This window comes from Paenibacillus sp. FSL F4-0097, assembly GCF_038593125.1.
Classification (GTDB): Bacteria; Bacillota; Bacilli; order Paenibacillales; family Paenibacillaceae; genus Paenibacillus_AQ; species Paenibacillus_AQ odorifer.
The window spans coordinates 5,271,576-5,295,097 of sequence record NZ_CP151965.1; the positions used below are offsets into that span (position 1 = coordinate 5,271,576).

Below are 23,522 nucleotides of genomic sequence, written 5' to 3' on the forward strand. Positions count from 1 at the left end.
TTCTTAACTATATAAGAATTTATCAGTTTCCTATTACACTTATCGTATAAGGTTACCCTTGATTCTTATCTTCGTCAACAACCTCATAGTCAGCGTCAACTACATTATCTTTTTTAGGAGCGCCTTCAGCGGCTCCAGCGCCACCTTCAGCACCTTGCTCAGCTTGAGCAGCTTGTTCGTACAGCTTCATGGACAACTGTTGTACAATCTCAGTCAATGCTTCTGTAGCTGCATTGATTTCTTCAAGATTGTCAGTTTCAAGTGCTGCTTTAACTTTATCTTTAGCTTCATTTGCTTTTTCAACATCAGAAGCATCAGCTTTATCACCAAGATCTTTAATTACTTTTTCAGTAGAATACACGAGTTGGTCAGCACCGTTCTTCGCTTCTACCAGTTCTTTACGCTTACGGTCTTCCTCAGCGTGAAGCTCGGCATCCTTCATCATTTGTTCTACTTCTGCGTCGCTCAGGCCGCTGGAAGAAGTGATAGTGATTTTTTGGCTCTTGTTCGTGCCTTTATCTGTTGCAGATACATTTACGATACCGTTGGCATCAATATCGAAAGAAACTTCGATTTGTGGCACGCCACGTGGTGCTGGTGGAATCTCGTTCAGCATGAAGCGTCCCAGTGTCTTGTTGCCATTTGCCATTTGACGCTCACCTTGCAGCACGTGAATCTCTACGCTAGGTTGATTGTCAGCAAAGGTTGAGAATACTTGGGATTTGCTTGTAGGAATCGTAGTATTACGCTCGATCATCTTCGTGAACACGCCACCTGCAGTTTCAATACCCAGGGAAAGCGGAGTTACGTCAAGCAATACAACGTCTTTAACATCACCAGTCAATACACCCGCTTGAACAGCAGCACCAAGAGCTACTACTTCATCCGGATTCACACCTTTGTGTGGTTCTTTGCCAGTAAGCTTTTTGATAGCATCTTGTACAGCTGGGATACGTGTAGAACCACCAACCAGAACGATTCTAGTAAGGTCTGCAGGTGTCATACCAGCATCAGACAATGCTTGACGAGTTGGTCCCAAAGTACGTTCTACCAGACCAGCAGTCAGTTCATCAAATTTCGCCCGAGTCAAGTTGATCTCTAAGTGCTGAGGTACGCCGTCAACCACAGTGATGAACGGAAGCGATACAGTTGTTGTCAGTACGCCTGACAATTCTTTTTTCGCTTTTTCAGCTGCATCTTTCAAACGTTGTACAGCAGATTTATCTTTGCTCAGATCAATGCCTTGCTCTTTTTTGAATTCGGATACCAGGTAATCCATAACCACTTGGTCAAAGTCGTCGCCACCCAGCTTGTTGTCGCCGCTTGTAGCTTTTACTTCGAAGAAGCCATCACCAAGTTCAAGGATGGATACGTCAAAAGTACCGCCACCAAGGTCATAGACTAGAATGGTTTGATCTTCGGATTTCTCCAGACCATATGCCAAAGCTGCTGCTGTTGGCTCGTTCACAATACGCAGAACTTCCAAACCTGCAATTTTACCTGCATCTTTGGTAGCTTGACGTTGGCTGTCATTAAAATAAGCAGGAACAGTGATAACCGCTTGAGTAACAGTTTGGCCAAGATAAGCCTCTGCATCGGATTTCAGTTTTTGCAGAATCATTGCCGAAATTTCTTGTGGGGAGTAGTCTTTACCATCAATGCTTTCTTTGTGGTTAGTACCCATGTGACGTTTAACAGAGCTGATCGTACGATCAGGGTTAGTAATCGCTTGGCGTTTAGCCGTTTCACCGACGATACGCTCGCCGTCTTTCTTAAAGCCTACAACCGAAGGGGTTGTACGCGCGCCTTCTGGGTTTGGAATTACTACGGCTTCGCCGCCTTCCATAACGGCAACGCAAGAGTTCGTGGTTCCTAAGTCAATACCGATAACTTTACTCACAATAATTTGCCTCCTCTAAAGTTATATGGAGCCTAAGCTCAATAAATTTATAAAAATATCAAAAAAATTCGATTGATAATAAACTATCCGGGCAACAGCCTGCAATCGGATAAATAGTAGGCAAAAGCACTGCTGCTTTATGGCGAGCAGAAACTGCCCGTCCTATATAGACAGACTACATGCTGACTTTGACCATGGCCGGACGAAGAACTCTATCTTTCAGAAGATATCCTTTTTGAACCTCTTCTGTAACGATACCCTCTTCGTACTCCTCGCTCTCAACCTGCATAATAGCCTGATGGTATTCAGGATTAAAAGGCTGTCCTACTGTTTCCATAGCTGTAAGCCCCTCAGCCTTCAATACCCCATCCAGCTGACGGAAAATCATATTAACGCCCTTCGCGAAAGCTTCGGATTCAGGATTAGCTGGAGTAGTGACTAACGCACGCTCGAAATTGTCCAGCACGGAAAGCAATTCCGTCAGGAGCTTGGAGGTAGCATATTGAGCCAACTCTTCTTTTTCCTTCTGGGTACGACGACGGAAGTTATCAAAATCAGCTTGTGCACGAAGTGCACGACCTTGATATTCATCAGCAAGATCCTGTAGGCGTTTCACCTCAGCACCTGTATCTGAAGCACCTTCACTAACGTTTTCAGCTGTAAATGAGTCGGCATCTGAGACTACTTCAGCCACAGGCTCCTCATTGATCAATTCCTCTTTGAATTCATTAGAATCTTGAACTTGTTCCTTTTTCAAGTTGTCTTCACCTCCTTAAAATCATTCACGAAATCATGTTGACTCTGTTCACTTATACCAGTGCGCCAGCATCGCTGTCAAATCTCGGGATAAAATGCCCAAGATCCCCATCACTCTTGCATATTCCATACGGGTCGGCCCAAGGATTCCAATGCTTCCTAGTGCCTGCCCATCAAGTGAATAAGTGGCGGTGATCAGACTACAGTTAGCGAACGCTTCGTGATTGTTTTCTGTTCCTATTCGTACTTGAATACCTGTGCCACCCACTGTAGGGGCCAGCATTTTGAGCAGTGTCGGTGTCTCTTCCAGCAGATCAAGAATACTCTTCACCTTGTCTACGTCTTTGAACTCAGGCTGTGTCAGCATATTCGTTGCTCCGCTGAGATAGATGCGCTGCTCTTGATCGCTTTCCAGCGCGGTGTCCAGCACCTGCATTAATTCTTCATAATGTGAGATGTGACGCTGCATTTCTTCGCCAAGCTCGGAATAGAGCCGAGTCTTCAGCTTATAGAGTGGTACATTGACCAGTTTACTATTCAGTAGGTTAACCACTTTCTCCATCTCGGAAACAGAAATCTCCGGCGGAATGTTCACCGTACGATTCTCAACTTGCCCCGTACTTGTGACGATAATGGCCACAGCGGTTGTATCATCTAGTGGTAACAACTGAAAATGACGCAATGAAGTATGAAAAACCTCCGGTCCCAGCAGGATGGAAGTATAATTCGTCATATTGGAAAGAATCATCGCCGCATGTTGGATTACCTGCTCCATTGCATTTAGCTTCTCGGCAAAAAAAGCGCGGATCGTGCCCATTTCTGCCGTTTCGGCGGAATTCCACGGTACCAAATGATCCACATAATATCGGTATCCTTTATGGGAAGGAATTCTTCCCGCCGATGTATGAGGCTGCTCGAGATAACCTAAATCCTCCAGGTCAGCCATTTCATTTCGAATCGTAGCCGGACTGTATCCTACATCTCCCCGTTTAGAAATGCTGCGAGATCCTACTGGCTCTGCCGATGAAATATAATCATCCACAATTGCATTTAGTATCATTCTCTGGCGATCAGTTAACATGTTATTCCCTCCTATCGGCTGTGGCTCCGATTCGTTAGCACTCGACTCAGATGAGTGCTAACCACTAATACAAAAATACCAAACTGACATTGACGTTGTCAAGTCAGTTCAGTATCTTAAGCACTGCTATTTCATCGCAGGCATGCTGCTTTTTACAATTCACGCAATCTGTCCATACTTTTTCGGGGAAAATCTCTTTCTGGACGACTTCAAATCCATTTCTAAGAAAAAAATCAACAGCATAGGTTAGTGCCATTACCTTTGGGATTTTCTGGTTCCTAGCTTCCTCGACCAGCTTCGCCAATATCATGGAGCCTACGCCTTTACCCTTACCTTCATCATTCAAGCCAATCGAGCGAATCTCTACGAGATCATTCCCGAGCTTGAAAAGTGAACCACAGCCTACGAATCTGCCTTCGACTTCAGCAACTACGAATTGATCGATCTGGCGTGTCAGCGCCTGCCGGGAACGGGGCAACATGATGCCGCGCTGTGCATACTCTTCTATCATTAGATACAATGGCTCAACGTCTTCTACCACAGCATTTCTACAAATCACCTGTGCGTCTCCCGCTGGAGACGAATGGCGAATCATTTCCGTCTTGGCAAGCACTTTGGTTCACCCCTCTGTTGATAATATGAATAAATATACAACAGAGTGAATTACAATTCAAGGGGTATTTTAAAATTAAACTTCTGTCAGGGCGCCTACAAATTCAGCAAAAACATCGTTCCCAAACAAGATTCCTTGCTTGCTGAGTCGGTAAACTCCTGCTTCTTGTTCCAACAGCCCTGCATGCAGCATTTTATGCAAGGATTTCTCGAATACTTCCTCTATTGAACGCCCGAATTGCGCCTGAAAAGCTTCATTAGAGACGCCCTCATGCATACGCAATCCGACCATCATAAAGTCTTCCATCGCTTCTGCTTCTGAGATTGGGTATGCATCCAGTCGTGGCAGCCCTTTACGTGTTGCTTCTACATATGGATTTACGCCCTTAACATTAATATGCCGCTGACGCCCCACATATCCATGTGCTCCTGCTCCTAGACCATAATAATCTTCATTACGCCAGTAGGTGATATTATGGCGGCTCTCCATTCCCGGTTTCGCGAAGTTACTGATCTCGTATTGATTGTAACCAGCTTCCTTCATAGAGGACATCAACAGGAGGTACATTTGCAATTCATCTTCTTCATTAGGAAGAGGAAGTTTGTTCTTATTAAACAGCGTGTGAAAAAGAGTATTCTCCTCCACCTTCAAGCTGTAAATAGAATAGTGGGGTAGATCCAGCTCCAACGCCTTGCGGATACTTTCGCCCAACATCTCAACAGTTTGATTAGGCAGCCCAAACATCAGGTCAACTGAAAGATTATTTAGTCCAACTGCACGTGCATTCTCTAGGCTCCGGTATACATCATCTACATTATGAATCCGGCCGATGCCTGTGAGCAGCTCGTTCTGAAATGCTTGAACGCCAAAGCTCACCCGGTTCACGCCGCCTTCTTTCATAACCGTCAGCTTGTCCAGATCCGTTGTTCCAGGGTTAGCTTCCATAGAGAACTCAATATCTTTATCCCAGTTTGGGAAATGCGTACGAACAGACTTTAAGAAATAAGCCATTTCATCAGGTTTTAAAACAGTGGGCGTGCCTCCGCCGACGAAGATCGTTTTGATAACACCCGGAGGGGTGTTCTTGACGGTCTGCTCCATCTCTCGATCCAAAGCTTCGAGATAATCCATAACTGGCTGATCCTTGAGTACATAGGAATTAAAATCACAATAAAAGCACTTATTGGTACAAAAAGGGATATGAATGTATACAGCCTCAGGGGGACGGCCATTAGTCTTCGTTGTCATTAGCTGTCTCCTTTATATAAAAATATCGTTTGAATAGTGTAATCTAAAAAACAAGAAAAGGGAAGCCTGACGGCTTCCCTTCGAGGGCGTTCATTTATAAATGCACTCTATTTTAAAATACATGAAAGTATAAGTTTTACGTTATCCTATATATTTTGTATTTCCAGCAGAAACGGATACCGTACCTATAAGGACGGCAAAACCGTTGCTTCTTGATAAATCCGCATTTCCACAAGTTCGGCATGTACTCCACCGTTAGTTTCATGAATAACGATTCGGACAGCATCTGTAAGGACAGGCGTCTCTAATCGATGAACATTCTTCCGGCGATGGTTGTCTTTGACACGGAGCATGACTTGCCACGCGCCATCAATGAGCAGCTCTACATCATAGTTCTTTACCAGTTCAGGAATCACTAGAAATGGCGTTTCATGGTGATGTAAGTTGATGAGATCTTCATTGACATCATCATTAAAGGTGAAATGAATTTCGGAGACTGGGGCAGCATCCGGGAGACGCGCCTCTACCCACTCCGATCTACCCGCGGTCATCGGCTCAGAAACCCAGCTATGCGGTCCCGCGAAAGGTCGAACATATCCATCAATGACTTTAGATGCAGCATATGCCGATGTTTCTACTGCAAAGCAGAAATGCCTGCGTACAAGTTGTTTCATGCTCCACTCTATCACCGGCTGATCTGGCTGATGATCCTCCAGCGCTGAATCAACAACGGATTTAGCACCTCGCTCAAATGTAATGACACCAGTGATTGGGGTTTCTGAAATATGCAATTGAAGGTGTTCATTAGCTCGAATAATAGCGAAGATATTACATTCGCCGATTGGACTACATTTCTCCTCTTGTATCGGAACTTCAATCCATTGCTGCTCTCCAGCCTGTACTGTTATAACATCAACCTGTTTGCACTCCGCCGGCACGTAATTTTCCGCGCGTCCAGTCGTCCAGATCTCCACGGTCAGCTGCGTCTGAATACTTGCTGACACAAGCAGCCTTAACCCACGGATACTTCCTTCAACCGGAAACAAAATCCCTACATCATGAGAAAGCTCATAAGCTTCGGCTGGGCGATCCAGCAGGATACCATTCATCGTGCTGGATGCATGAATCTCGCTTTTTCTGGCGAGGTCCAGTGGATCTTCGTTACGTAATCCAATAATCGAAGCATCTTGCTTTAACATCACCTGCTGCAATTCATGCATATACTGCTCGCGAATTTCACGAGGGGGCACACCTTTGATGACGGATAAAGCGGCACCTGTTCCAGCTGCTTCACCCATGATTGCACAGGTTGCCATAACGCGTGTTGTTCCAAAAGCCACATGAGATGCACTGATATTACGGCCCGCGAAGAATAGATTCCGTACATTCTTCGAATATAGCGAACCAAATGGAATATGGTAGATCCCGTCCGCATGCAGATGCTTGGAGCCACTCTCATGTGCGTACATCCCCTGTGGTGGATGTAGATCAATCGACCAGCCACCAAATCCAATACGGTCTGCAAATTCACGCTGCGCGAGAATATCATTTTGCGTTAGAATCGTATCGCCAACAAACCGTCTGTATTCACGTTTACCCGGAATCGAGCCAACCCATTCAAGCGTCATATTCTCGGCATCAAAATGGCCTGAGTTTTTGATATAATCCCAAATTCCATAAATAACAGAGGATAGTTCATCACGTATACGTTCATTCTCATCCACCGTATCAAGCTCGCCGCCCCACTCAATCCACCAGTAGTGACAGCCTGAATCCCCACTCCGAATGACCCGGCGGATCGGGATAGACGTTGTTGTAATATCCTTCGCGAATGAGGGTGCTACATAACGTACCGGTTTTCCAGTATCCTGTGTATAGAATAATAATGTACTGCCTAATGTAATATTATCAGGCACTTCTGGTGCCCATTCCTCATTAAATTCATGACGGGCTTCACGTCCTAATCGGAAATCCGCTCCTGCTAGGAAGCCAACTAAACCATCACCCGTACAATCGATGAAAGCATCGCTCTCGAACGTGATTAAACGCTCAGATCCCATCATCCAGCCGGTCACACTCTGAATCGTACGCTCCTCTGCCTCACCTTCCGCTTCCACTTCACGTACATCGGTATTTAGGAACAAGCTGATATTCGATTCTGCCTTCACCGCTTCGAGCAAGGTTAGATCCCATAGATACGGATTCCCTTCCGGGTTCCGGTATTGATTCTCGATGAACAGCTCACCCATAATGCCTGTCTCACGTGCATAGCGATTTACACCATGTCCTGTTGCACCACATACCCATACCCGAACCTCTGAACTCGAGTTACCACCAAGTACAGGACGATTCTGTACCAGTGCTACCTTTAACCCAAGACGTGCTGCAGCAATCGCCGCGTTCATCCCTGCAAGTCCACCCCCGACCACTGTCACATCGGATTTAACCGTTTCTGTTCTCATGTCAGTACCCTCCTATAGTTAGCCTTTCACAGCCGAGCTAGAAATCCCTTGAATAATATATTTCTGACCTATGAAGAAGATAACAATCATTGGAATGATCGCAGCCGACGAAGCGGCCATCATTCCGTTGTAATCCACATTGTTCTCAAGAATAAAATTCTGTAATCCAAGCGGAATGGTATATAGCTTAGGGCTCTGCAAAAATACAAGCGCATTCTCATAATCATTCCATTGCCAGGAGAAATCAAGAATAGCAAATGTAGCGATTGCCGGCTTCGCTAATGGCAGAATTAAGCGGAAAAATATTTTGTAATGCCCGGCTCCATCCAGAAAAGCAGATTCCGTAATTTCCTTAGGAATGCCCATGAAGAACTGCCGAAGCATAAATACACCGAAGATCGAGAACATGGCTGGAAGGATTAGGGCCAAGTGCGTATTGTAAATCCCAACCCAGTTAAACATGATAAACTTAGGAACAAAAAGCACCTGCGGTGGAATCATCATCATGGATAGATATATGACGAATAGGCCATCACGCCCTTTAAACGAAGTACGTGAAAATCCGTAAGCGGCAAGGGCAGATAGAAACACAGCTCCCGCAGTTCCAATAATCGATATCTTAAGTGAATTTAAATAATACGGAACAAAATCATAACTTCCTGTCCATACCCGAATATGATTGCTCCAGTTGAGAGATGAAGGCAGCCATTCGTTAAACACCTCGGCAGGTGTCTGAAAAGATGTGCTGAGCATCCATAGAAAAGGCACAATCATAAATAGTCCTAGAACAAACATGATGATCGTCACTGGCAGCTTCACCTTCATGTTTCCTGCTTTTTCATTCATACCGCCTGCTCCTTTAATTTATGGTTTCGGGGCCTCCCGCAAAGCTCCACTTTGTAGGGTTATTTAGTAATGAACCCAGCGCTTTTGGCCGATCCACTGAATGACTGTAATGACGAGAATGACGGCGAACAAGAACCATGAAATGACTGAAGCGTATCCCATATCGTAATAACTGAATGCTGTTTTATAAACGAATAGTGATAAGACCGTCGTACTTCCGCTAGGTCCTCCAGCCGTAATGGCTTGAATAATCGAGAACGATTTCATCGTCATAATTAATCCGGTAATCATTAATAAAAAAGTTGTTGGACTAACAAGAGGCCATACAATTTTCCATGTTGTTTTGAATGTGCTTGCACCATCGATCCGGGCAGCTTCTAGCTGTTCTGTCGAAATTTCCTGTAGTGCTGCTAAATATATGATCATATTGTAGCCAAGCATCAGCCAAATCTGTACGATATCAATGGCATACATTGCGGTTTCCGTATCTGCAAACCATCCTGGCGGCGATGTTATGCCAATCCAGCGAAGCAGTTCATTGATGGGTCCCTGTGAAGGCTGAAATAGCAGCATCCAGACAAATGCAACGGCTACTCCACTAGAGATATACGGTAAGAAAAACATTCCACGTAATACGCCTTTAAGATACACACTGCGGTTTAGAAATAGCGCCACAATAAAAGCGAGCACCATCGATACTGGAACCGATATCAGGAATATCACCGTATATTTGATCGAGGCATAGAAATTATCGTCATGGAACAACCGTTTGAGATTATCCAGCCCGGTAAATTGCCAATTCGGATTTGAAAATTGATAATTCGTAAACATCAGGACAAAGGAAAAGATTGCAGGAATCACAAAGAATAAGAGAATACCAATCATATTCGGGAGAATAAAAGTCATGCCGATCCAGCCTTGTCTGTCCATCCAGCTTCTCCGCTTCACGGTATCGCCGCCTTTCGTATGCTGAAAAATGGGTACACGAAAGAGAAGAACGAAGAAATCTTCCTCCTTCTCTTTTGTGCCAGCTATTTCTTTATTTCATTAACTCTTGCGAACGGGTTTGCATATTTTTCATCGTGGTATCAATATCTTGCTTATTTAAGAAGTATTTTTCATACTCTTCTTTACGTGCATCAATGGCTTGTTGAGGTACATTTAGCTGGAAGGATGGGAATTTGCCGAATACAATATTATTCATTGAATCTGTATCATATTTGTCTTCTACACCATTCAAGAGAAGGCTCATCGCTTCCTTACTGTCCACACTCTTAGAGGCTGGAATACGACCCCCGCTTGCCATTGGCAGCATACCGCCATCCGCATACCATTTTGCGAACTCCCAAGCTGCATCCAGATTCTTGGACTTTGCATTAAGAGCAAGCATGTCACCCACACCGCCCGAATATTTATAATCCTTTTGATCTTTATTCACTTTTGGAATAGCGGCGAACGCGGTTTTGAAATCATGCGGATAGTCCTTCAAGTTGTTCGCATTTCTAAAAATAAATTCACCGGCTGCCAGCATTGCCGCTTTGCCTTGCAGGAACATGGTATCCACCGGCATTTTACTGGTCAGCTGCTCCCCATATTCCGGTGTGGATTTGTCTACGAACATCATGTTATGCAATATTTCCAGGTGCTGTTTCCAGAGATCATTCCCAAAGTTTGAGGTACCATCCGCCTGTTTCACACCCATTCCAGCCAGCGTACCGTCCATCGTTGTTGAGAAGGAGGAATCTGCCTGCAATAATCCGTACACACCAGGCTTCGTTAGCTTCTTCGCATACTCCTCAAGATCTGACCAAGTCCAGTCCACCGCAGGAATCGGTAATCCTGCTGCATCCAGCATATCTTTGTTCAACCATACAAACGCCATGTTTTTCTTTGTAGGAATCCCATAGTACTTATCATTGATTTTCCACATCGCTGCGTCCTCGCCGATCTGGCTGTCGATATCATAATCTGTTTTCGTGCTCAGATCCAAGGCAACGCCTGCATCCATACGTTTCTGTAAATGAGCAAGATCGTAGTTCATGAAAAGGTCTATGTTTTGATTGGTCATCAATGCAGTGTCTAGCTTTAAGTTGCCTGCATCGTCATTTACATTACGGATATACTCGACCTGAATGTCTGGATGATCTTTATTCCAGTTATCAATTACAGCTTGAGGCCCGGCTTCGGCAGGAACTGCCCCCCACATCGTAAGCTTTATTTTCTCCTTTGCTGTTTCTCCATTTGCACTGCCCTGCGCCTCATTACTTCCACCACTCCCACAACCAGCCAGCATCGTACCTGCTAATAAGACAGAAAGCACTGCAGGATACCACTTTTTCTTCATAGATAGCTTCCCCCTTGGAAGGATTATGTGTTGTGCTCTACATCTATAACTTTATCATCAGAGCGGATTCTGGGGGATGAACTACATTTGGGAACTTATAGAACGTTTTTTGGTTCTTTACGGAATTCATTTGGCGTGACACCACACCACTTTTTGAAGATTTTTATAAAATAATTATCGTTCTCAAAGCCTACCTGCTGCCCAATCTCGCTAATCGTTAGCTTCGTTTCTGCAAGCAGCATTTTCCCAGCCTGAATCCGACGCTCTTGAATATAATTGGTCAACGTTTTCCCTGTCTTTTTCTTGAATAAGTCACTTATATAGCTGGCATCCATCCGGATCAACTCTGACATGGATTTGAGCGAGATGTCCTCAGCATAATGTTCTTCAATATAAGCTATAATTTTGTTCATCTCCACATGATCTGTCGGTCCCGTTTGTTGCTTCTCCGGAAACCATTTATCGGCTTTCTTCATCTTCACCATTCGCTCCAGCTCGGCCTGAACCTTACCCATGGTCTGCTTCAAACCTTGGAGATCTAAAGATAACTTCAAAATGTAATCCGAAGCCCCAAATACGAGCGCCTGGCGGGCGTATTCAAATTCACTCAATGCGGTCAACATTACAAACCGGCATTCGAAGCCTTCCTCTCGCGCAATTTGAAGAAGCTTCACCCCATCCATCACCGGCATATTGATATCCGTCACTACCACATCAGGCTGAAGCTCACGAATCATTTGCAAGCCTACTTCTCCATTCTCCGCCTCACCTATAATTTCAAACGGGATTCCAGCCTTTAAGAATAGCTTCCGTATACTTTTAACCGCAGGTTGTTCATCATCCACAATTAACGTTCTCCACATGTGAGCTTACCTCCATCGTAAGGTTTTGAAATAAGGAATGGAAAATGGATGATCACTTCAGTTCCTGTATCCGAAGATACAATGTCCATACCTGTCCGTTGATTCTTGAACAACAGCTCTAAGCTCTCCCTAATATTCTGAACACCGATTCCTTTACGTTTCCGTGTAGCCTTATTCAGCTGTGCTCTTTCTATCCCCATGCCGTTATCTCTAACCTGCAGGTACAGCTGTTGTCCAGTCACCTTAGCGGAGATATCAATTCTCCCTTGTTTTACTGACTGACCGAAGCCGTGAATCAAGCTATTTTCAATTAAGGGCTGCAGACAAAATTTAGGGATTAACGCGTATTGCAGCTCCTCGTTGATATCATATTGAATTTCAATCCCATGTCCAAAACGTTGCCGCTGTATCTCCATGTAAGATTCTATTAGTACGATTTCATCCTTTAACAGGATCAAATCCACTTCAGTATTTAAGGTTGTCTCCAATATTTTTCCTAGTGCAACACAAATTCCATAAATTTCATCATCATCTTTATCTAAGGCAATGCTCTTTATCGTATTCAATGTATTTAGTAGAAAATGCGGGTTCATCTGCGAAAGTAATACCTGAAACCGAACGAATTGCTTCTGTTTTTCTTCAAGCTGAAGACGCTGCAACAGCTCATTTAAATCATGAATCATTATATTGAAACTCTGAGTCAGGGCAAGAATCTCTCCCCGCCCTTGCTCGGGTAATTTCATTTTGAGATTCGTCTTAGCGGTCATTTCCATCTTCTTCTGTAGCTTCTTAAGCGGCACTGTAATCGTCGATGATATGAAATAAGTTAATAGAACAAATAGCAGCAGAATGATTCCAAATCCACCAAAAAACCGTCGTTTCTGCTTGTCTACTTCAAGAAAAAGCTGTGCTAGCTGCACCTTTTTAACAACATAGCCATTTAACTCCTCGATGTAGCTGTAGGTGTATAAGCTTTCCTCCTTCGGGTTGACAATGGATGCAGCACGCCCCGTCTGCCGCTGGTTGGCACTCTTCACAATACTCTGCGCAATATCAGAGGAAAAAGCCTCATCCTTAAGGGGATTAAGCATCACTCCCCCCAAGGCATCGAGTAGAAATAAAGCCCCTTCCTGTTTACTCCCTAACGTTGATCTAGTAAACCACTCCTCATAATCGATACTTAATCTTGCATAGGCATAAATATTCAAATCATTATCACGCATAACCTCATAGAGACTAAGCATTTTCTTACTTGTTGTACTTTCCCGGACCACATTATTCTTGTCATTCGGATTCCATATATATCGATTCGTTCCTTCTCGCTTCAATGCTTGAACCCAATCCTCCGATTGGATTTCGTCGTAGCTCAAAGTTTCCTTTGGCATAAAGGAAGTGTATGCGTTTCCATGAAGGTCGATTAAAGTATAATACACCGTCGCTCCACTCATGAAGAATGTATTTTCAATCGCTCCAAACTTGTTTTCAACGAGTTTTTTTCTCGTGATTTCATCAGATTGCTCGGGATTCTTCATTATCGATAAAATCGTCGTATCTTGTTCGAGTAATGACCCTGTTTTCATCACGAGACTCATGAGATCAACAAAACCATTCTTAATACCAATAAGCTGCTCTATGTTCTTCGTTTCCGCATTATCCTGCAGCATTCGTTCTGTCTCTTTAAAGTTATATAGAACGAGTATGGCAATGGGTGTTAGGACCAACAGCAAGAAAGCTAACAAAATCCGATTCTTAAAGGTACTTGGCGTAAGTTTCAAATATAATCGCTTCACGAGGACTCCCCTCACTTTGTATGTGCTTACAATCCTTCCCCCTATTGTAATCTGCTCCTGCTCAAAAAAATAGAGCCGGGATATTCTCCCGGCTCTACCTATTTTTTACTCGTCGATCTTCAGTACTGCCATAAAAGCTTCTTGTGGTACTTCTACACTACCCACTTGCTTCATGCGTTTCTTACCTTCTTTTTGCTTCTCAAGCAGCTTCCGTTTACGGGAAATATCACCGCCGTAACATTTAGCAAGTACGTTTTTGCGCATCGCCTTAACGGTTTCACGCGCAACTACCTTCGTACCCACAGAGGCTTGAATCGGCACTTCGAACATTTGACGAGGGATAATCCCACGTAATTTCTCACAAATGATACGTCCGCGGTTGTAGGCACGATCGCGGTGAACGATAAAGGACAAGGCATCGACCTGCTCATTGTTAAGCAAGATATCCATCTTGACCAGATTCGAACGACGGTATCCGCAAATTTCATAGTCGTAAGAAGCATATCCTTTCGTACCGGATTTCAACTGATCAAAGAAATCATAAACGATCTCAGACAGCGGAATCTCGTACGTAATCGTTACACGATTAGTATCTAGATATTCCATATTTACGAACTCGCCGCGTTTGTTCTGGCACAGCTCCATTACAGTACCCACGAAGTCGTTAGGCACAATGATCGCTGCTTTAACATACGGCTCTTCAATGTAGTCAATCGTACCGATCTCCGGATAATGTGACGGGTTGTCGATTTGGATCATTTCGCCATTGGTCAGCATAATTCGGTAAATAACACTCGGCGCTGTTGTGATTAGTGGCAGATTGAACTCGCGCTCAATCCGCTCTTGAATGATCTCCATATGCAAGAGTCCAAGGAAACCGCAACGGAAACCAAATCCAAGCGCGCTTGAGCTTTCCGGCTCAAAGCTTAGCGAAGCATCATTTAGCTGGAGCTTCTCCAAGGCCTCACGAAGATCGTTATAATCGGAGGTCTCAATCGGATACAACCCGCAATATACCATCGGGTTGATCTTACGGTAACCCGGAAGCGGCTCAGCAGTAGGATTCTTTGCGTCAGTGACAGTATCACCGACACGGGTATCTCCAACATGCTTGATCCCAGCTACGATAAAGCCAACATCACCGATGTTCAATTCATCGACAATGGTCATACGCGGCATAAATGCGCCAACTTCAATGACCTCGAAGGTCTTCTCAGTTGCCATCATCTTAATCTTCGAACCCGCACGGATCTTCCCGTCCATTACGCGCACATAGACGATAACGCCTTTGTAAGGATCGTAGTGAGAGTCAAAGATCAATGCTTTAAGCGGCTCTTCTGAATTACCGGATGGCGCAGGAACCTGCTTCACCACCTGCTCCAGAATTTCCTTGATTCCGATACCGGCTTTGGCAGATGCCATAACCGCTTCACTGGTATCCAGCCCGATAACATCCTCAATCTCCTGCTTTACCCGGTCAGGGTCAGCGTTTGGCAAATCGATTTTGTTGAGCACAGGTAGGATTTCCAAGTTGTTATCCAGTGCTAAATACACATTGGCCAGCGTCTGTGCTTCAATTCCTTGAGCCGCATCCACGACCAGCAGTGCGCCTTCACATGCTGCAAGACTGCGGGAAACTTCATAGGTGAAATCGACGTGCCCCGGTGTATCAATCAAGTTGAGATAATACTCTACACCATCGTCTGCACGATAGGTTAAACGCACGGCTTGCAGCTTTATTGTGATACCACGTTCGCGCTCCAGATCCATCTGATCGAGTACCTGTTCCTGCATTTCACGCGTGGTTAGTGCCCCCGTGTATTCCAAAATGCGGTCAGCTAGTGTCGATTTACCATGGTCTATATGTGCAATAATCGAGAAATTGCGAATTTGTTGTTGTCTTTTCTGAACGTCAGTCATTCCTTACCCCCACAGACAGCCTGATATTAATCCACTTATTATAACAGTACAAGCTTACTCCATCAATCCCGCGCTGGCCCAAAACAAAAGAAACAGCTATACACGATCCCGTGAAATAACCGTTTCTTCTAAATTTGCTGTTAATTTTCTGCCGAAGCGAACAATGAAACTACCCAGCGGATTCCCTTCTGGGAAGCCTGCTGCAAGAGACCTGCCGTCTTATCTGCCAGAACATCGACTGTAGGCTTTTGCTCCTCAGGAATTAGAATTTGCTCCGGAGATTTCGTACTATAATCATCCACAACTTGCTGAGGAGGATCTGCGGCTGGCGTTGTATTGCTATTTTGAGGCAAAGGAGAAACAGCCGTATATGCACCTGTGACAGGATCGATTACCATTGGCACATATACATAAGTCTGCCCACCCTGTGTCACACCATTCTTTTGCAGTTGTGGCTGTGGCTGCATGCCTGTTACTTGACTGGTCTGCGTAGTCGGGCTGGCATTCCAGCCGGGTAGAATCTTAGAGACTGTTGACCCACCGCTTCCGCCGAACTGCATCCCTAAGAGGATGCCAATCCCTGCCCAAATCCCAACCATAACCAGTTTTTTTCCGAAACGCGACATGTACACCACTCCTTTATGATCCTTGGTAATTTATTTTACGAAGCTCCGTTTGATTTCTTTGGTGTTGTAGTGGGATTCACCACTTTTTCAGGTGCGTTCACCTTCTGAGCGTCATGACTGCTCCAGTACACATCAGCGATAGCATCTGCCAAAATATCAGCCGTCCGCTTTAATTCCTCAGCCGAGTTATCAATTCCGCCCACTTCAATCAAAACACTATTGGGAGACAGGGTCTGATTGTACTCTCCGTTGTTGCCTTTACCCGCAGCTTTTCCCCATATCCCACGAGATATTCCCGGGTAATTCTTTTCAAGCTGTTGATGAATCTTATTGGCAAATTCTTCGTTCTTCTTCCAGTCTTTATTTGCATGTCCAATGATAAAATAGACCTGTGCATAGCTTTTCCCGTCAATAACAGCTGTTGTTTTGCTATGACGCTGCGAATCACGGTGAATGTCGATAAAACTATCCATTTCCTCATTTGCGCTGAGTGCTGATTTAACCAAGATCCGGGAATATTTATAGGAAAAGTTCCAGTTATAGTCGGTGACTTTGGTCGGAAAATCTTCTTTGGCATGAACCGTACCAATCCCGAGCTGTTCCAGTCTTTTCGTAATATATGATCCTACCAGCATTACATTTTTAGTTGAAACTCCGGAGCTGGGATTTTCATTTGCTGCCCCTAACAGTGGGTTGTAGGCCTCTCTAGGATGTGAATGATAGATTAGAATCCGTTTAATCGAGGTATCCTTAGTGCTGTCTGTGCCGCTTTGCGGATCACTCTTATCCGTCCCTTCCTCCGCTGATGGTTCAGGGGATGGTGCAACCGTCGCTTCAGGCTGCTGTGTTGTAGTATCTCCATGCTTGTCCCCTTCGTCCGGAACAGAAGTTTCCACATCTCCACTACCCTCAGCCAGCTCATCAGTCCCAGGATGATAATCCACTGGTGCTCCTGTAGATCCACCTGAACCTTTCCGCAAAAGAAATGGATCATCCGCCGCCATCCCCGGCACTTCACGAGAGACTAGACTCTTAGGGTCGCCTGGATTCACGCTGGTCAGCAACTGAAATACGAAAGAAGTTACCTTTTCACCTGAAAAAGCGGATGGCTCTTTACCCTGCGGTAAATGCGGCACCTCCATCCCCAGCAGCTCCATGAAAAAACCACTAGACAAGGAGGCGGCAAGCCCCTTCATTGAAGGAATGGGTGAAGAGCTAAGCTTCTGTCCGGCCAATCCACCGGCTCCAAGCAGCATAAAAAATACTAGTGAACCTCCGGCCAACAGCAGCATCGTTCTCCCCAGCGATAAAACATCCAGCATTTTTCCCCTTAAACGGCCGATGTTCCAAAGCTGAAACCATTTTTTATTCATTGTAGTTATGTCCTCCTCCAGCCCTCTGTAATCTCTTATACTCCAAATCTATGAGTGCAAGAGCAATACTAGAACCGAAAATGAGAGAATAGACATAAAGCCCGTACAGGATACCTTAATTCAGCATCCCGCCGGGCTTAACAAACCATAATTCAGTTAGTGGGTATACGCGCCAACATTCTCAGGATCAACCGCATCATGTAAAGCCGCATTCAGACCACTGGCCACGATATTCGCGATCCCTTCAATAAATTCATCGATTTCCTTGGGAGTGACGATCAAATCGTGCCCCAGGGGTTCAAGCACTTCCTTCACTAATGACAAGCGTTCCTGCTCAGAGATATCGTCCAGCATCCCCATGATTTCCTTAGTATGGTTTGCTCCTTGCCCGAAGTGATTTTTCATCATCTCCAGCACATTATTTACAATAGTTGATGCATAGCAGACAGTGGGCACTCCGATTGCGATACAAGGAACACCCAGAATTTCTTGGGTTAATCCACGTCGCTTGTTGCCAATCCCCGAACCGGGATGGATCCCAATGTCGGCAATTTGAATCGTCGTATTGATACGCTCCAGTGACCGGGATGCCAACGCATCTATGGCGATAATAAGCTCAGGTTTCGTGCGATCCACGATTCCCTGCACGACCTCACTCGACTCAATTCCAGTCAGCCCAAGCACTCCAGGAGCAATAGCGCTCACCTTACGATAACCAGGGGAGATCTGATCCGGAACCAGCTCATAGAACTGCCGTGTAATGAGTGAGTTCTCCACCACTAAAGGACCCAGTGAATCCGGTGTAACATTCCAGTTACCAAGACCAACAATCAACACAGATGCATCCTTGCCAATCCCAATTCTGATCAAAAAGTCCTCAAATTCGCGGGCAAAAACTTCTGCCACCTTTTGCTGCAAGCCTGTATCTCCGCCACGCAGAGCGGGTACCTCAAGGGTTACATAGTTACCAATTGCGCGTCCTATTGCCTGTGATCCGGCAGCATTAGCTACACCAAGACGGGTCACTTTAATCCCATCAGACTCTTCCACTTCTTCGTTCACACCAGGGATTGGCGTTCGTTGTGGGCCTTGAGCCATTTCCTTTGCCTCTAACGCCAAATCGGTGCGCACAGAATATAGCTGCAGATCCGGTTCCATTGTGTACCAGCCTCCTAAAAGTTTTGTAAGCATACACTTCCATGAATTACTTCGAACAAAACTCACTTCGAAAGCAGCTGCTTAGTTTTGTAAGCATACACTTCCATGAGTTCATCCTCATTTGGCAAGCTTCTGCCTATGCTCTTTTGTCGATAGTGTGCGAGAGAAAGCCAATGTTTATGCAGGATACGGAGGTTTAATTTGAAAGCTTTAAGTATTGCTTTTTGCTACCGGTCATGCTAAACTATTTTAAGTTGTGAATCATTTGATAATGATTTCGAATGTCTTACAGGAGGTGAATGCAATGCCAAATATTAAATCCGCGGTTAAACGCGTAAACACGAACGAAAAACGCCGTGCACTGAATGCTTCCCAAAAATCCGCGCTTCGTACAGCTGTGAAAACTGCTGATGTAGCTCTGACTGGTACGGAAGTAGAAACTGCTCAAGCTGCTTTCCTAGCTGCTTCCAAAAAGCTGGACAAGGCCGTAAGTAAAGGTCTGGTTCATAAAAATGCGGCTGCCCGCAAAAAATCCCGCTTGGCGAAGAAATTGAACGCTCTTACGGCTCAAGCCTAAGACGACATTCATAATGAGCAATTGAAGAACCTGACCGCTATGCTTCATACGGTTAGGTTTTTTTGTGTCTATTAATTAATAATAAGTAGTGTTAGTTACTTTTAAGAGATGTGTGTTAAATGAAAGAAGACCACCTTAGAGAGGCGGTCTTCTTTCATTTATTTTTTCTCTTTTTTCATTTCATAATAGTTACCATCCCATAAGAAAATCATCGTTTGATCGTCTTTAACAATAAAACTGCTGCCGGGATTCGTCCAATTATTTATAGATACCGTCTTAACCGATTCCGTTTCGATCCCAAGGTCACTTAATTCATTTCTGTATTCGTTAAAAAAGTCATCCTTAGTGATGTTCTCTTCCTTATATTCAGGGCTCATAATTTCATCTTTATCAAAAGATGCTTTTTCTATCGAATAAGTTACTCGCATTCCAATAAGCTTTTCATCCTCCGCTGCCGAGACAGGTGTAGAACCTACTATACTTTGTACACTCCATTCACCAAAATAAGAAGGTGCATCTGCAGAGGTATTCGTATTCGTATTCGTATTCGCAGGCGACTCAGAGGCAGATCCTGACGATGAATTAGTATCCGTTTTGCCACAGGAACTAATTAGTAGAACGAGTAAAAGCAGTGCCGAATATTGAAATATTCTTTTCATAGTCAGATCATCTCCAATACTTTTTCCCTTCTTAGCTCAGACACCTAAACGCAGCATGAACAGTTCCAGCCCTAGCACTTTGTCTATAGCCCCTGTTTTCATTTTATAATCCAGATCCGCCAATGCACTTAAGATTTGCCGCAATCGTTCACTGGAGAACTTATGGGCCTGCTCCCCAGCAAGCTTAACCGCATAAGGATGCAATCCGATCTGTGACGCAATCTGTCCCTGCGAATAACTATGTGCTGATAAATCCTTAACCTGCAAAATAATGCGGAACTGCCGCGCAACCAGCGCTGCGATCTTGATCGGTTCCTCACGCTGCTTCAGCAGCTCATATAATGTATCAAGCGCCTTATCAAGACGCAGATTAGCGATATCCTCAACAAGCGTAAACACATTTTGTTCTGTTCCACGATGTACCAGACTCTCTACGGCCCCCGCATCCACAGTGCCGCCCTTACCAGCGAATAAACAAAGCTTGTCCATCTCTGCAGATAAACCTTGCAAGCCGGTGCCTGCATTCGTTATAAGAATTTCTGCAGTGCCAGGTGCCATTACACAACCACGCTCACGAATTCCTTTTTCCACCCAGCGCAGCAGCTCTTCTGCTCCCAGCGGATTAAAGGCTAATACTGTGCCCACTGATTTGACAGTCTTCACAATTTTTTTTCGCTCATCCAGCTTATCATTATTCACCATAAAGACGATCACACTGAAGTCTACAGGATGCTGCAAATAGTCACTTAAAAGATCTATACGATGCTCCAGTTTGGCATTTTCTTTGCCCGCTGTAAATAACGAGGCATCCCGCACCAGCAATAGTTTACGTTCTACCATAAATGGCACAGTCTCCGCTTCTTCTACCACAGCCTGCACCGGCGTCTCAGAGAGATCAAAGGGAATAACTGCGAAATCACGATCCTCTTTAGCAATCAGCTGTTCTTCCAGCAGTGCCGTGAATTCATTCATTCGAAATTTCTCACTGCCATATAAAACATACAACGGTGAGATCTTCCCTTGTTTGATTTCTTTTATCGCCGTTTTGGCATCCATCCCGCCACTTCCTTTTCCATTCATCTAGCCCATTTTGTCCAGAGTTCTATTGTAGCAAAAAAAACTACAAAAATGCATGCAAAAACGGAGAAACTCTGGCAGCCATGGCCAAAGCCTCTCCGTTTAAGCGGCGCATCTATATAAACGACGGAGTGCGAAGCTCTAGAAACTCCACATCCGGCGGTCATACCGATGTTCTGCAAAACCTATACTTTCTAGTTCCTGTCCTGTTGATATAGTATATTCAGAAACTTCGAAAAAAGTTCCAACCCCACTTTAATTTGTTGAAGATGAGGTTGGAGTGTTCGTTGGGGTCGCTCCAGGGGATGCAGCCGGACTTGAAGAAGCAGTAGCTGCTTCCTGTACAGTGAACACCTTGGTTACATTCACACCATCTTTTTCTGTCACGTACGTAAACTTCGAGCTGTCCGCGGACCATTCACCAGAAATCCAATTTCCTTCTAGCGGATAAGAGTTTACGGCTAACCGTTCTTCCGCTGAGCCCTCTGGCGACTTCTTATAAATTACAAGCTGCAACCCAACAAATTCTATAGCATACTGACCATCAGGAGAAGTCCAGGTCTGCACATTAGGATCTTCAGAACTGCTTAAGCTCATAACTTCCCGTCCGTAGTCATATGGAAACTTTAAAGAATCCTCCATCGGTGGAGCAGAATCGGCTGCGCTGTCTGAATTCATATCAGCAGTTTGCTCCTTATTATCCACCTTTAGCTGATTGCTACTGGCGTTGCTAGAATCTGAATTTTGAGATTTCGTGGCGACATCCTGCCTTGGCGGAGCAATCTTCTCTGTCGGCTTAGGATCTGCGCTTTGAGGCGGTTCAGTGATCGACCGCCCTCCAGCTCCCGCTCCCGCATCAGCTGCATCCGCCGGTGCACTTGGCATCGAGGCAGGGTCCACTGGTCCCGTCGCTCTATCTAAAGCGGCGTTATCTTCGTTCATCTCCGGTGCATCCGCCTTAAACTGCGCAGCGCCCTCGTTCTCTCCACCAGCGGCAGGTGAAGCTCCATCAGAGTTAGCAGTAATAGAAGCTTGCGATTCCATTGCTGTATCCTTAGTATCATCGCTGGCTGTTTTAGCGCTATCCTGCATCCTTTGTTCCACTTCTGCCCCAGGCATTTTATCGGGCATATTAAATATTGCGATCCCTAATAGAACGGCAGCTGCAATAGCTCCAATGCCTGTCCGTGTTGCTATAGAGGTTCCCTTGGCAGGTTTACCGCGGGAGCTTTCACGTGAAAATGGGACAACAACCGGCTCCTCAGATCTCACAGCACTCTGTTCACGACTGCTTCGATCCAATTCTGCAAGCTGAGGTAAAATAGAGTCAACCAGACTAAACGGGGGTTTCACGTCTGGCAACTGCTCCAATTCATTGGAGAGAAGTGTCAGGCGCTCAAAGACTTCCGCGCAGGAAGGACAATTATCGATATGACGGAACATCTCAACAATCTCATCTTGACTCAAATCTTTGTCTAAATAGCGGTGCATCCATTCCATCACCTCCGCGCATTTCATCCCGATACACCACCTTTCTGGTACTCCTGAAGTCTATTCTGCAGTTGCTGTCTAGCCCGAAATAAGTATGATTTCACTGTATTCAAGGGCAAATCCAGACAATCTGCAATCTCGTTGTAAGAAAAATCCTGTAAATAGCGCAGGACAATGACTGTCCGATGATGCTCGGGCAATTGATCAATTGCTTCACGTATATCCTCAGCTAAATAAGAGGATAGAACCTCACGTTCCACATTGTGTTTATCCTGAAACACCATTTCATGTTCATCAATAGAAACTGTAGGTTTAGTTCTTCTGAATTTATCAATGCAAATGTTAGTGACGATTCGCTGAACCCACGTTTTGAACTGGGCCTTCTCCTCATATGAGCCGATTTTTGTATAAACCCGGATCAAGGCTTCCTGAGATGCATCTAACGCATCTTGTTCATTATGCAAAATGTAGAAGGCCGTTTTATATACATGTCCTTCAATTTCTCGCAATAGGGTGATTAGAGCGTCGCGATCGCCCGCTTGAGCGGCTCTGATGAGTCCCTGCTCCACCACGAAGGTTCCCCCTCTCTATGCAATCTTACTGACGCGCAAGACTGCGAATTTGTTGCAACCGTGTAATTAATATTTTTAGAATACCAAACTTTTCTTAGAACGTCATGTTAAGCCAGCCGTTACAACGCGCTATCCCGCATTGCACAGCCAATAATTCCTACTAAGC

20 protein-coding genes are annotated in these 23,522 nt (G+C 44.9%); 1 reads left to right on the forward strand and 19 read right to left on the reverse strand.

The genetic code is table 11. The features are described 5' to 3' along the window. Positions 1-52 precede the first annotated feature (52 nt). From dnaK to gpr, 15 genes are all read right to left on the reverse strand, one after another. Entirely contained in the window at positions 53-1,900 is a 1,848-nt protein-coding gene (gene dnaK, locus MHH86_RS23675; RefSeq protein ID WP_036677488.1) for a molecular chaperone DnaK, read from the reverse strand. 175 nt (positions 1,901-2,075) lie between these two features. Further along, positions 2,076-2,657 carry a nucleotide exchange factor GrpE gene (gene grpE, locus MHH86_RS23680; protein ID WP_036677491.1) on the reverse strand — a complete coding sequence of 194 codons (582 nt, stop codon included), beginning with the start codon at positions 2,655-2,657 and terminating at the stop codon, positions 2,076-2,078. Between the two features lie 48 nt (positions 2,658-2,705). Beyond that, positions 2,706-3,737, reverse strand: coding sequence for a heat-inducible transcriptional repressor HrcA (gene hrcA / locus MHH86_RS23685; RefSeq protein WP_036677493.1), 1,032 nt, complete (start codon positions 3,735-3,737; stop codon positions 2,706-2,708). Between the two features lie 103 nt (positions 3,738-3,840). Then, a complete protein-coding gene (locus tag MHH86_RS23690) occupies positions 3,841-4,332 on the reverse strand; it encodes an N-acetyltransferase (RefSeq protein WP_076105914.1) in 492 nt (163 codons plus the stop codon). Positions 4,333-4,425: 93 nt separating this feature from the next. Next, positions 4,426-5,598: a radical SAM family heme chaperone HemW gene (gene hemW / locus MHH86_RS23695; RefSeq protein ID WP_076105910.1), complete on the reverse strand. Its 1,173-nt coding sequence runs from the start codon at positions 5,596-5,598 to the stop codon at positions 4,426-4,428. Positions 5,599-5,783: 185 nt separating this feature from the next. Beyond that, complete coding sequence (locus MHH86_RS23700) at positions 5,784-8,060, reverse strand: FAD-dependent oxidoreductase (protein ID WP_076105908.1); 2,277 nt, start codon at positions 8,058-8,060, stop codon at positions 5,784-5,786. A gap of 18 nt (positions 8,061-8,078) precedes the next feature. Then, entirely contained in the window at positions 8,079-8,906 is an 828-nt protein-coding gene (locus tag MHH86_RS23705) for a carbohydrate ABC transporter permease (protein ID WP_076105906.1), read from the reverse strand. A 63-nt stretch (positions 8,907-8,969) separates the two neighbouring features. Beyond that, complete coding sequence (locus tag MHH86_RS23710) at positions 8,970-9,854, reverse strand: sugar ABC transporter permease (RefSeq protein ID WP_232061438.1); 885 nt, start codon at positions 9,852-9,854, stop codon at positions 8,970-8,972. Positions 9,855-9,945: 91 nt separating this feature from the next. Continuing rightward, a complete protein-coding gene (locus MHH86_RS23715) occupies positions 9,946-11,250 on the reverse strand; it encodes an extracellular solute-binding protein (RefSeq protein ID WP_038572941.1) in 1,305 nt (434 codons plus the stop codon). A gap of 95 nt (positions 11,251-11,345) precedes the next feature. After that, positions 11,346-12,113 carry a response regulator gene (locus MHH86_RS23720; protein ID WP_036677509.1) on the reverse strand — a complete coding sequence of 256 codons (768 nt, stop codon included), beginning with the start codon at positions 12,111-12,113 and terminating at the stop codon, positions 11,346-11,348. Beyond that, positions 12,098-13,903, reverse strand: a complete 1,806-nt coding sequence (locus MHH86_RS23725; protein ID WP_235219398.1) for a histidine kinase — start codon at positions 13,901-13,903, stop codon at positions 12,098-12,100. The genes MHH86_RS23720 and MHH86_RS23725 overlap by 16 nt, the downstream gene beginning before the upstream one ends. Positions 13,904-14,008: 105 nt before the next feature. Continuing rightward, positions 14,009-15,823: a translation elongation factor 4 gene (gene lepA / locus MHH86_RS23730; RefSeq protein ID WP_036677511.1), complete on the reverse strand. Its 1,815-nt coding sequence runs from the start codon at positions 15,821-15,823 to the stop codon at positions 14,009-14,011. Between the two features lie 140 nt (positions 15,824-15,963). Then, positions 15,964-16,449, reverse strand: coding sequence for a hypothetical protein (locus MHH86_RS23735; protein WP_036677514.1), 486 nt, complete (start codon positions 16,447-16,449; stop codon positions 15,964-15,966). A gap of 35 nt (positions 16,450-16,484) precedes the next feature. Continuing rightward, positions 16,485-17,822 carry a stage II sporulation protein P gene (locus tag MHH86_RS23740; RefSeq protein ID WP_342479443.1) on the reverse strand — a complete coding sequence of 446 codons (1,338 nt, stop codon included), beginning with the start codon at positions 17,820-17,822 and terminating at the stop codon, positions 16,485-16,487. Positions 17,823-17,978: 156 nt separating this feature from the next. After that, a complete protein-coding gene (gene gpr / locus MHH86_RS23745; protein WP_036677518.1) occupies positions 17,979-18,980 on the reverse strand; it encodes a GPR endopeptidase in 1,002 nt (333 codons plus the stop codon). Positions 18,981-19,284: 304 nt separating this feature from the next. On the opposite strand from gpr, the gene rpsT reads away from it, so the two are divergent. After that, on the forward strand, positions 19,285-19,557 hold the full coding sequence (gene rpsT, locus MHH86_RS23750) for a 30S ribosomal protein S20 (protein WP_036677521.1): 273 nt from the start codon (positions 19,285-19,287) through the stop codon (positions 19,555-19,557). Between the two features lie 158 nt (positions 19,558-19,715). On the opposite strand, the gene MHH86_RS23755 is transcribed toward rpsT, so the two are convergent. From MHH86_RS23755 to MHH86_RS23770, 4 genes are all read right to left on the reverse strand, one after another. Beyond that, positions 19,716-20,216, reverse strand: coding sequence for a hypothetical protein (locus MHH86_RS23755; protein ID WP_036677523.1), 501 nt, complete (start codon positions 20,214-20,216; stop codon positions 19,716-19,718). 36 nt (positions 20,217-20,252) lie between these two features. Beyond that, positions 20,253-21,272, reverse strand: a complete 1,020-nt coding sequence (holA, locus tag MHH86_RS23760) for a DNA polymerase III subunit delta (RefSeq protein WP_036677525.1) — start codon at positions 21,270-21,272, stop codon at positions 20,253-20,255. 276 nt (positions 21,273-21,548) lie between these two features. Continuing rightward, complete coding sequence (locus MHH86_RS23765) at positions 21,549-22,811, reverse strand: zf-HC2 domain-containing protein (protein ID WP_038572948.1); 1,263 nt, start codon at positions 22,809-22,811, stop codon at positions 21,549-21,551. After that, the gene (locus MHH86_RS23770) at positions 22,808-23,356 is read right to left on the reverse strand and encodes a sigma-70 family RNA polymerase sigma factor (RefSeq protein WP_036677530.1); all 549 of its coding nucleotides are present in this window, start codon (positions 23,354-23,356) and stop codon (positions 22,808-22,810) included. Before MHH86_RS23770 ends, MHH86_RS23765 begins: the two co-directional genes overlap by 4 nt. Between the last annotated feature and the right edge of the window lie 166 nt (positions 23,357-23,522).

Bases quoted from the DNA above. Each gene is read 5' to 3' on its own strand.
- hemW (WP_076105910.1), bottom strand. From the start codon at position 5,598: ATGACAACGAAGACTAATGGCCGTCCCCCTGAGGCTGTATACATTCAT.
- lepA (WP_036677511.1), bottom strand. From the start codon at position 15,823: ATGACTGACGTTCAGAAAAGACAACAACAAATTCGCAATTTCTCGATT.
- hrcA (WP_036677493.1), bottom strand. From the start codon at position 3,737: ATGTTAACTGATCGCCAGAGAATGATACTAAATGCAATTGTGGATGAT.
- MHH86_RS23700 (WP_076105908.1), bottom strand. From the start codon at position 8,060: ATGAGAACAGAAACGGTTAAATCCGATGTGACAGTGGTCGGGGGTGGA.
- MHH86_RS23765 (WP_038572948.1), bottom strand. From the start codon at position 22,811: ATGAAATGCGCGGAGGTGATGGAATGGATGCACCGCTATTTAGACAAA.
- MHH86_RS23715 (WP_038572941.1), bottom strand. From the start codon at position 11,250: ATGAAGAAAAAGTGGTATCCTGCAGTGCTTTCTGTCTTATTAGCAGGT.
- MHH86_RS23705 (WP_076105906.1), bottom strand. From the start codon at position 8,906: ATGAATGAAAAAGCAGGAAACATGAAGGTGAAGCTGCCAGTGACGATC.
- MHH86_RS23735 (WP_036677514.1), bottom strand. From the start codon at position 16,449: ATGTCGCGTTTCGGAAAAAAACTGGTTATGGTTGGGATTTGGGCAGGG.
- MHH86_RS23755 (WP_036677523.1), bottom strand. From the start codon at position 20,216: ATGAAAAGAATATTTCAATATTCGGCACTGCTTTTACTCGTTCTACTA.
- holA (WP_036677525.1), bottom strand. From the start codon at position 21,272: ATGGATGCCAAAACGGCGATAAAAGAAATCAAACAAGGGAAGATCTCA.
- MHH86_RS23690 (WP_076105914.1), bottom strand. From the start codon at position 4,332: ATGATTCGCCATTCGTCTCCAGCGGGAGACGCACAGGTGATTTGTAGA.
- MHH86_RS23720 (WP_036677509.1), bottom strand. From the start codon at position 12,113: ATGTGGAGAACGTTAATTGTGGATGATGAACAACCTGCGGTTAAAAGT.
- gpr (WP_036677518.1), bottom strand. From the start codon at position 18,980: ATGGAACCGGATCTGCAGCTATATTCTGTGCGCACCGATTTGGCGTTA.
- rpsT (WP_036677521.1), top strand. From the start codon at position 19,285: ATGCCAAATATTAAATCCGCGGTTAAACGCGTAAACACGAACGAAAAA.
- MHH86_RS23740 (WP_342479443.1), bottom strand. From the start codon at position 17,822: ATGAATAAAAAATGGTTTCAGCTTTGGAACATCGGCCGTTTAAGGGGA.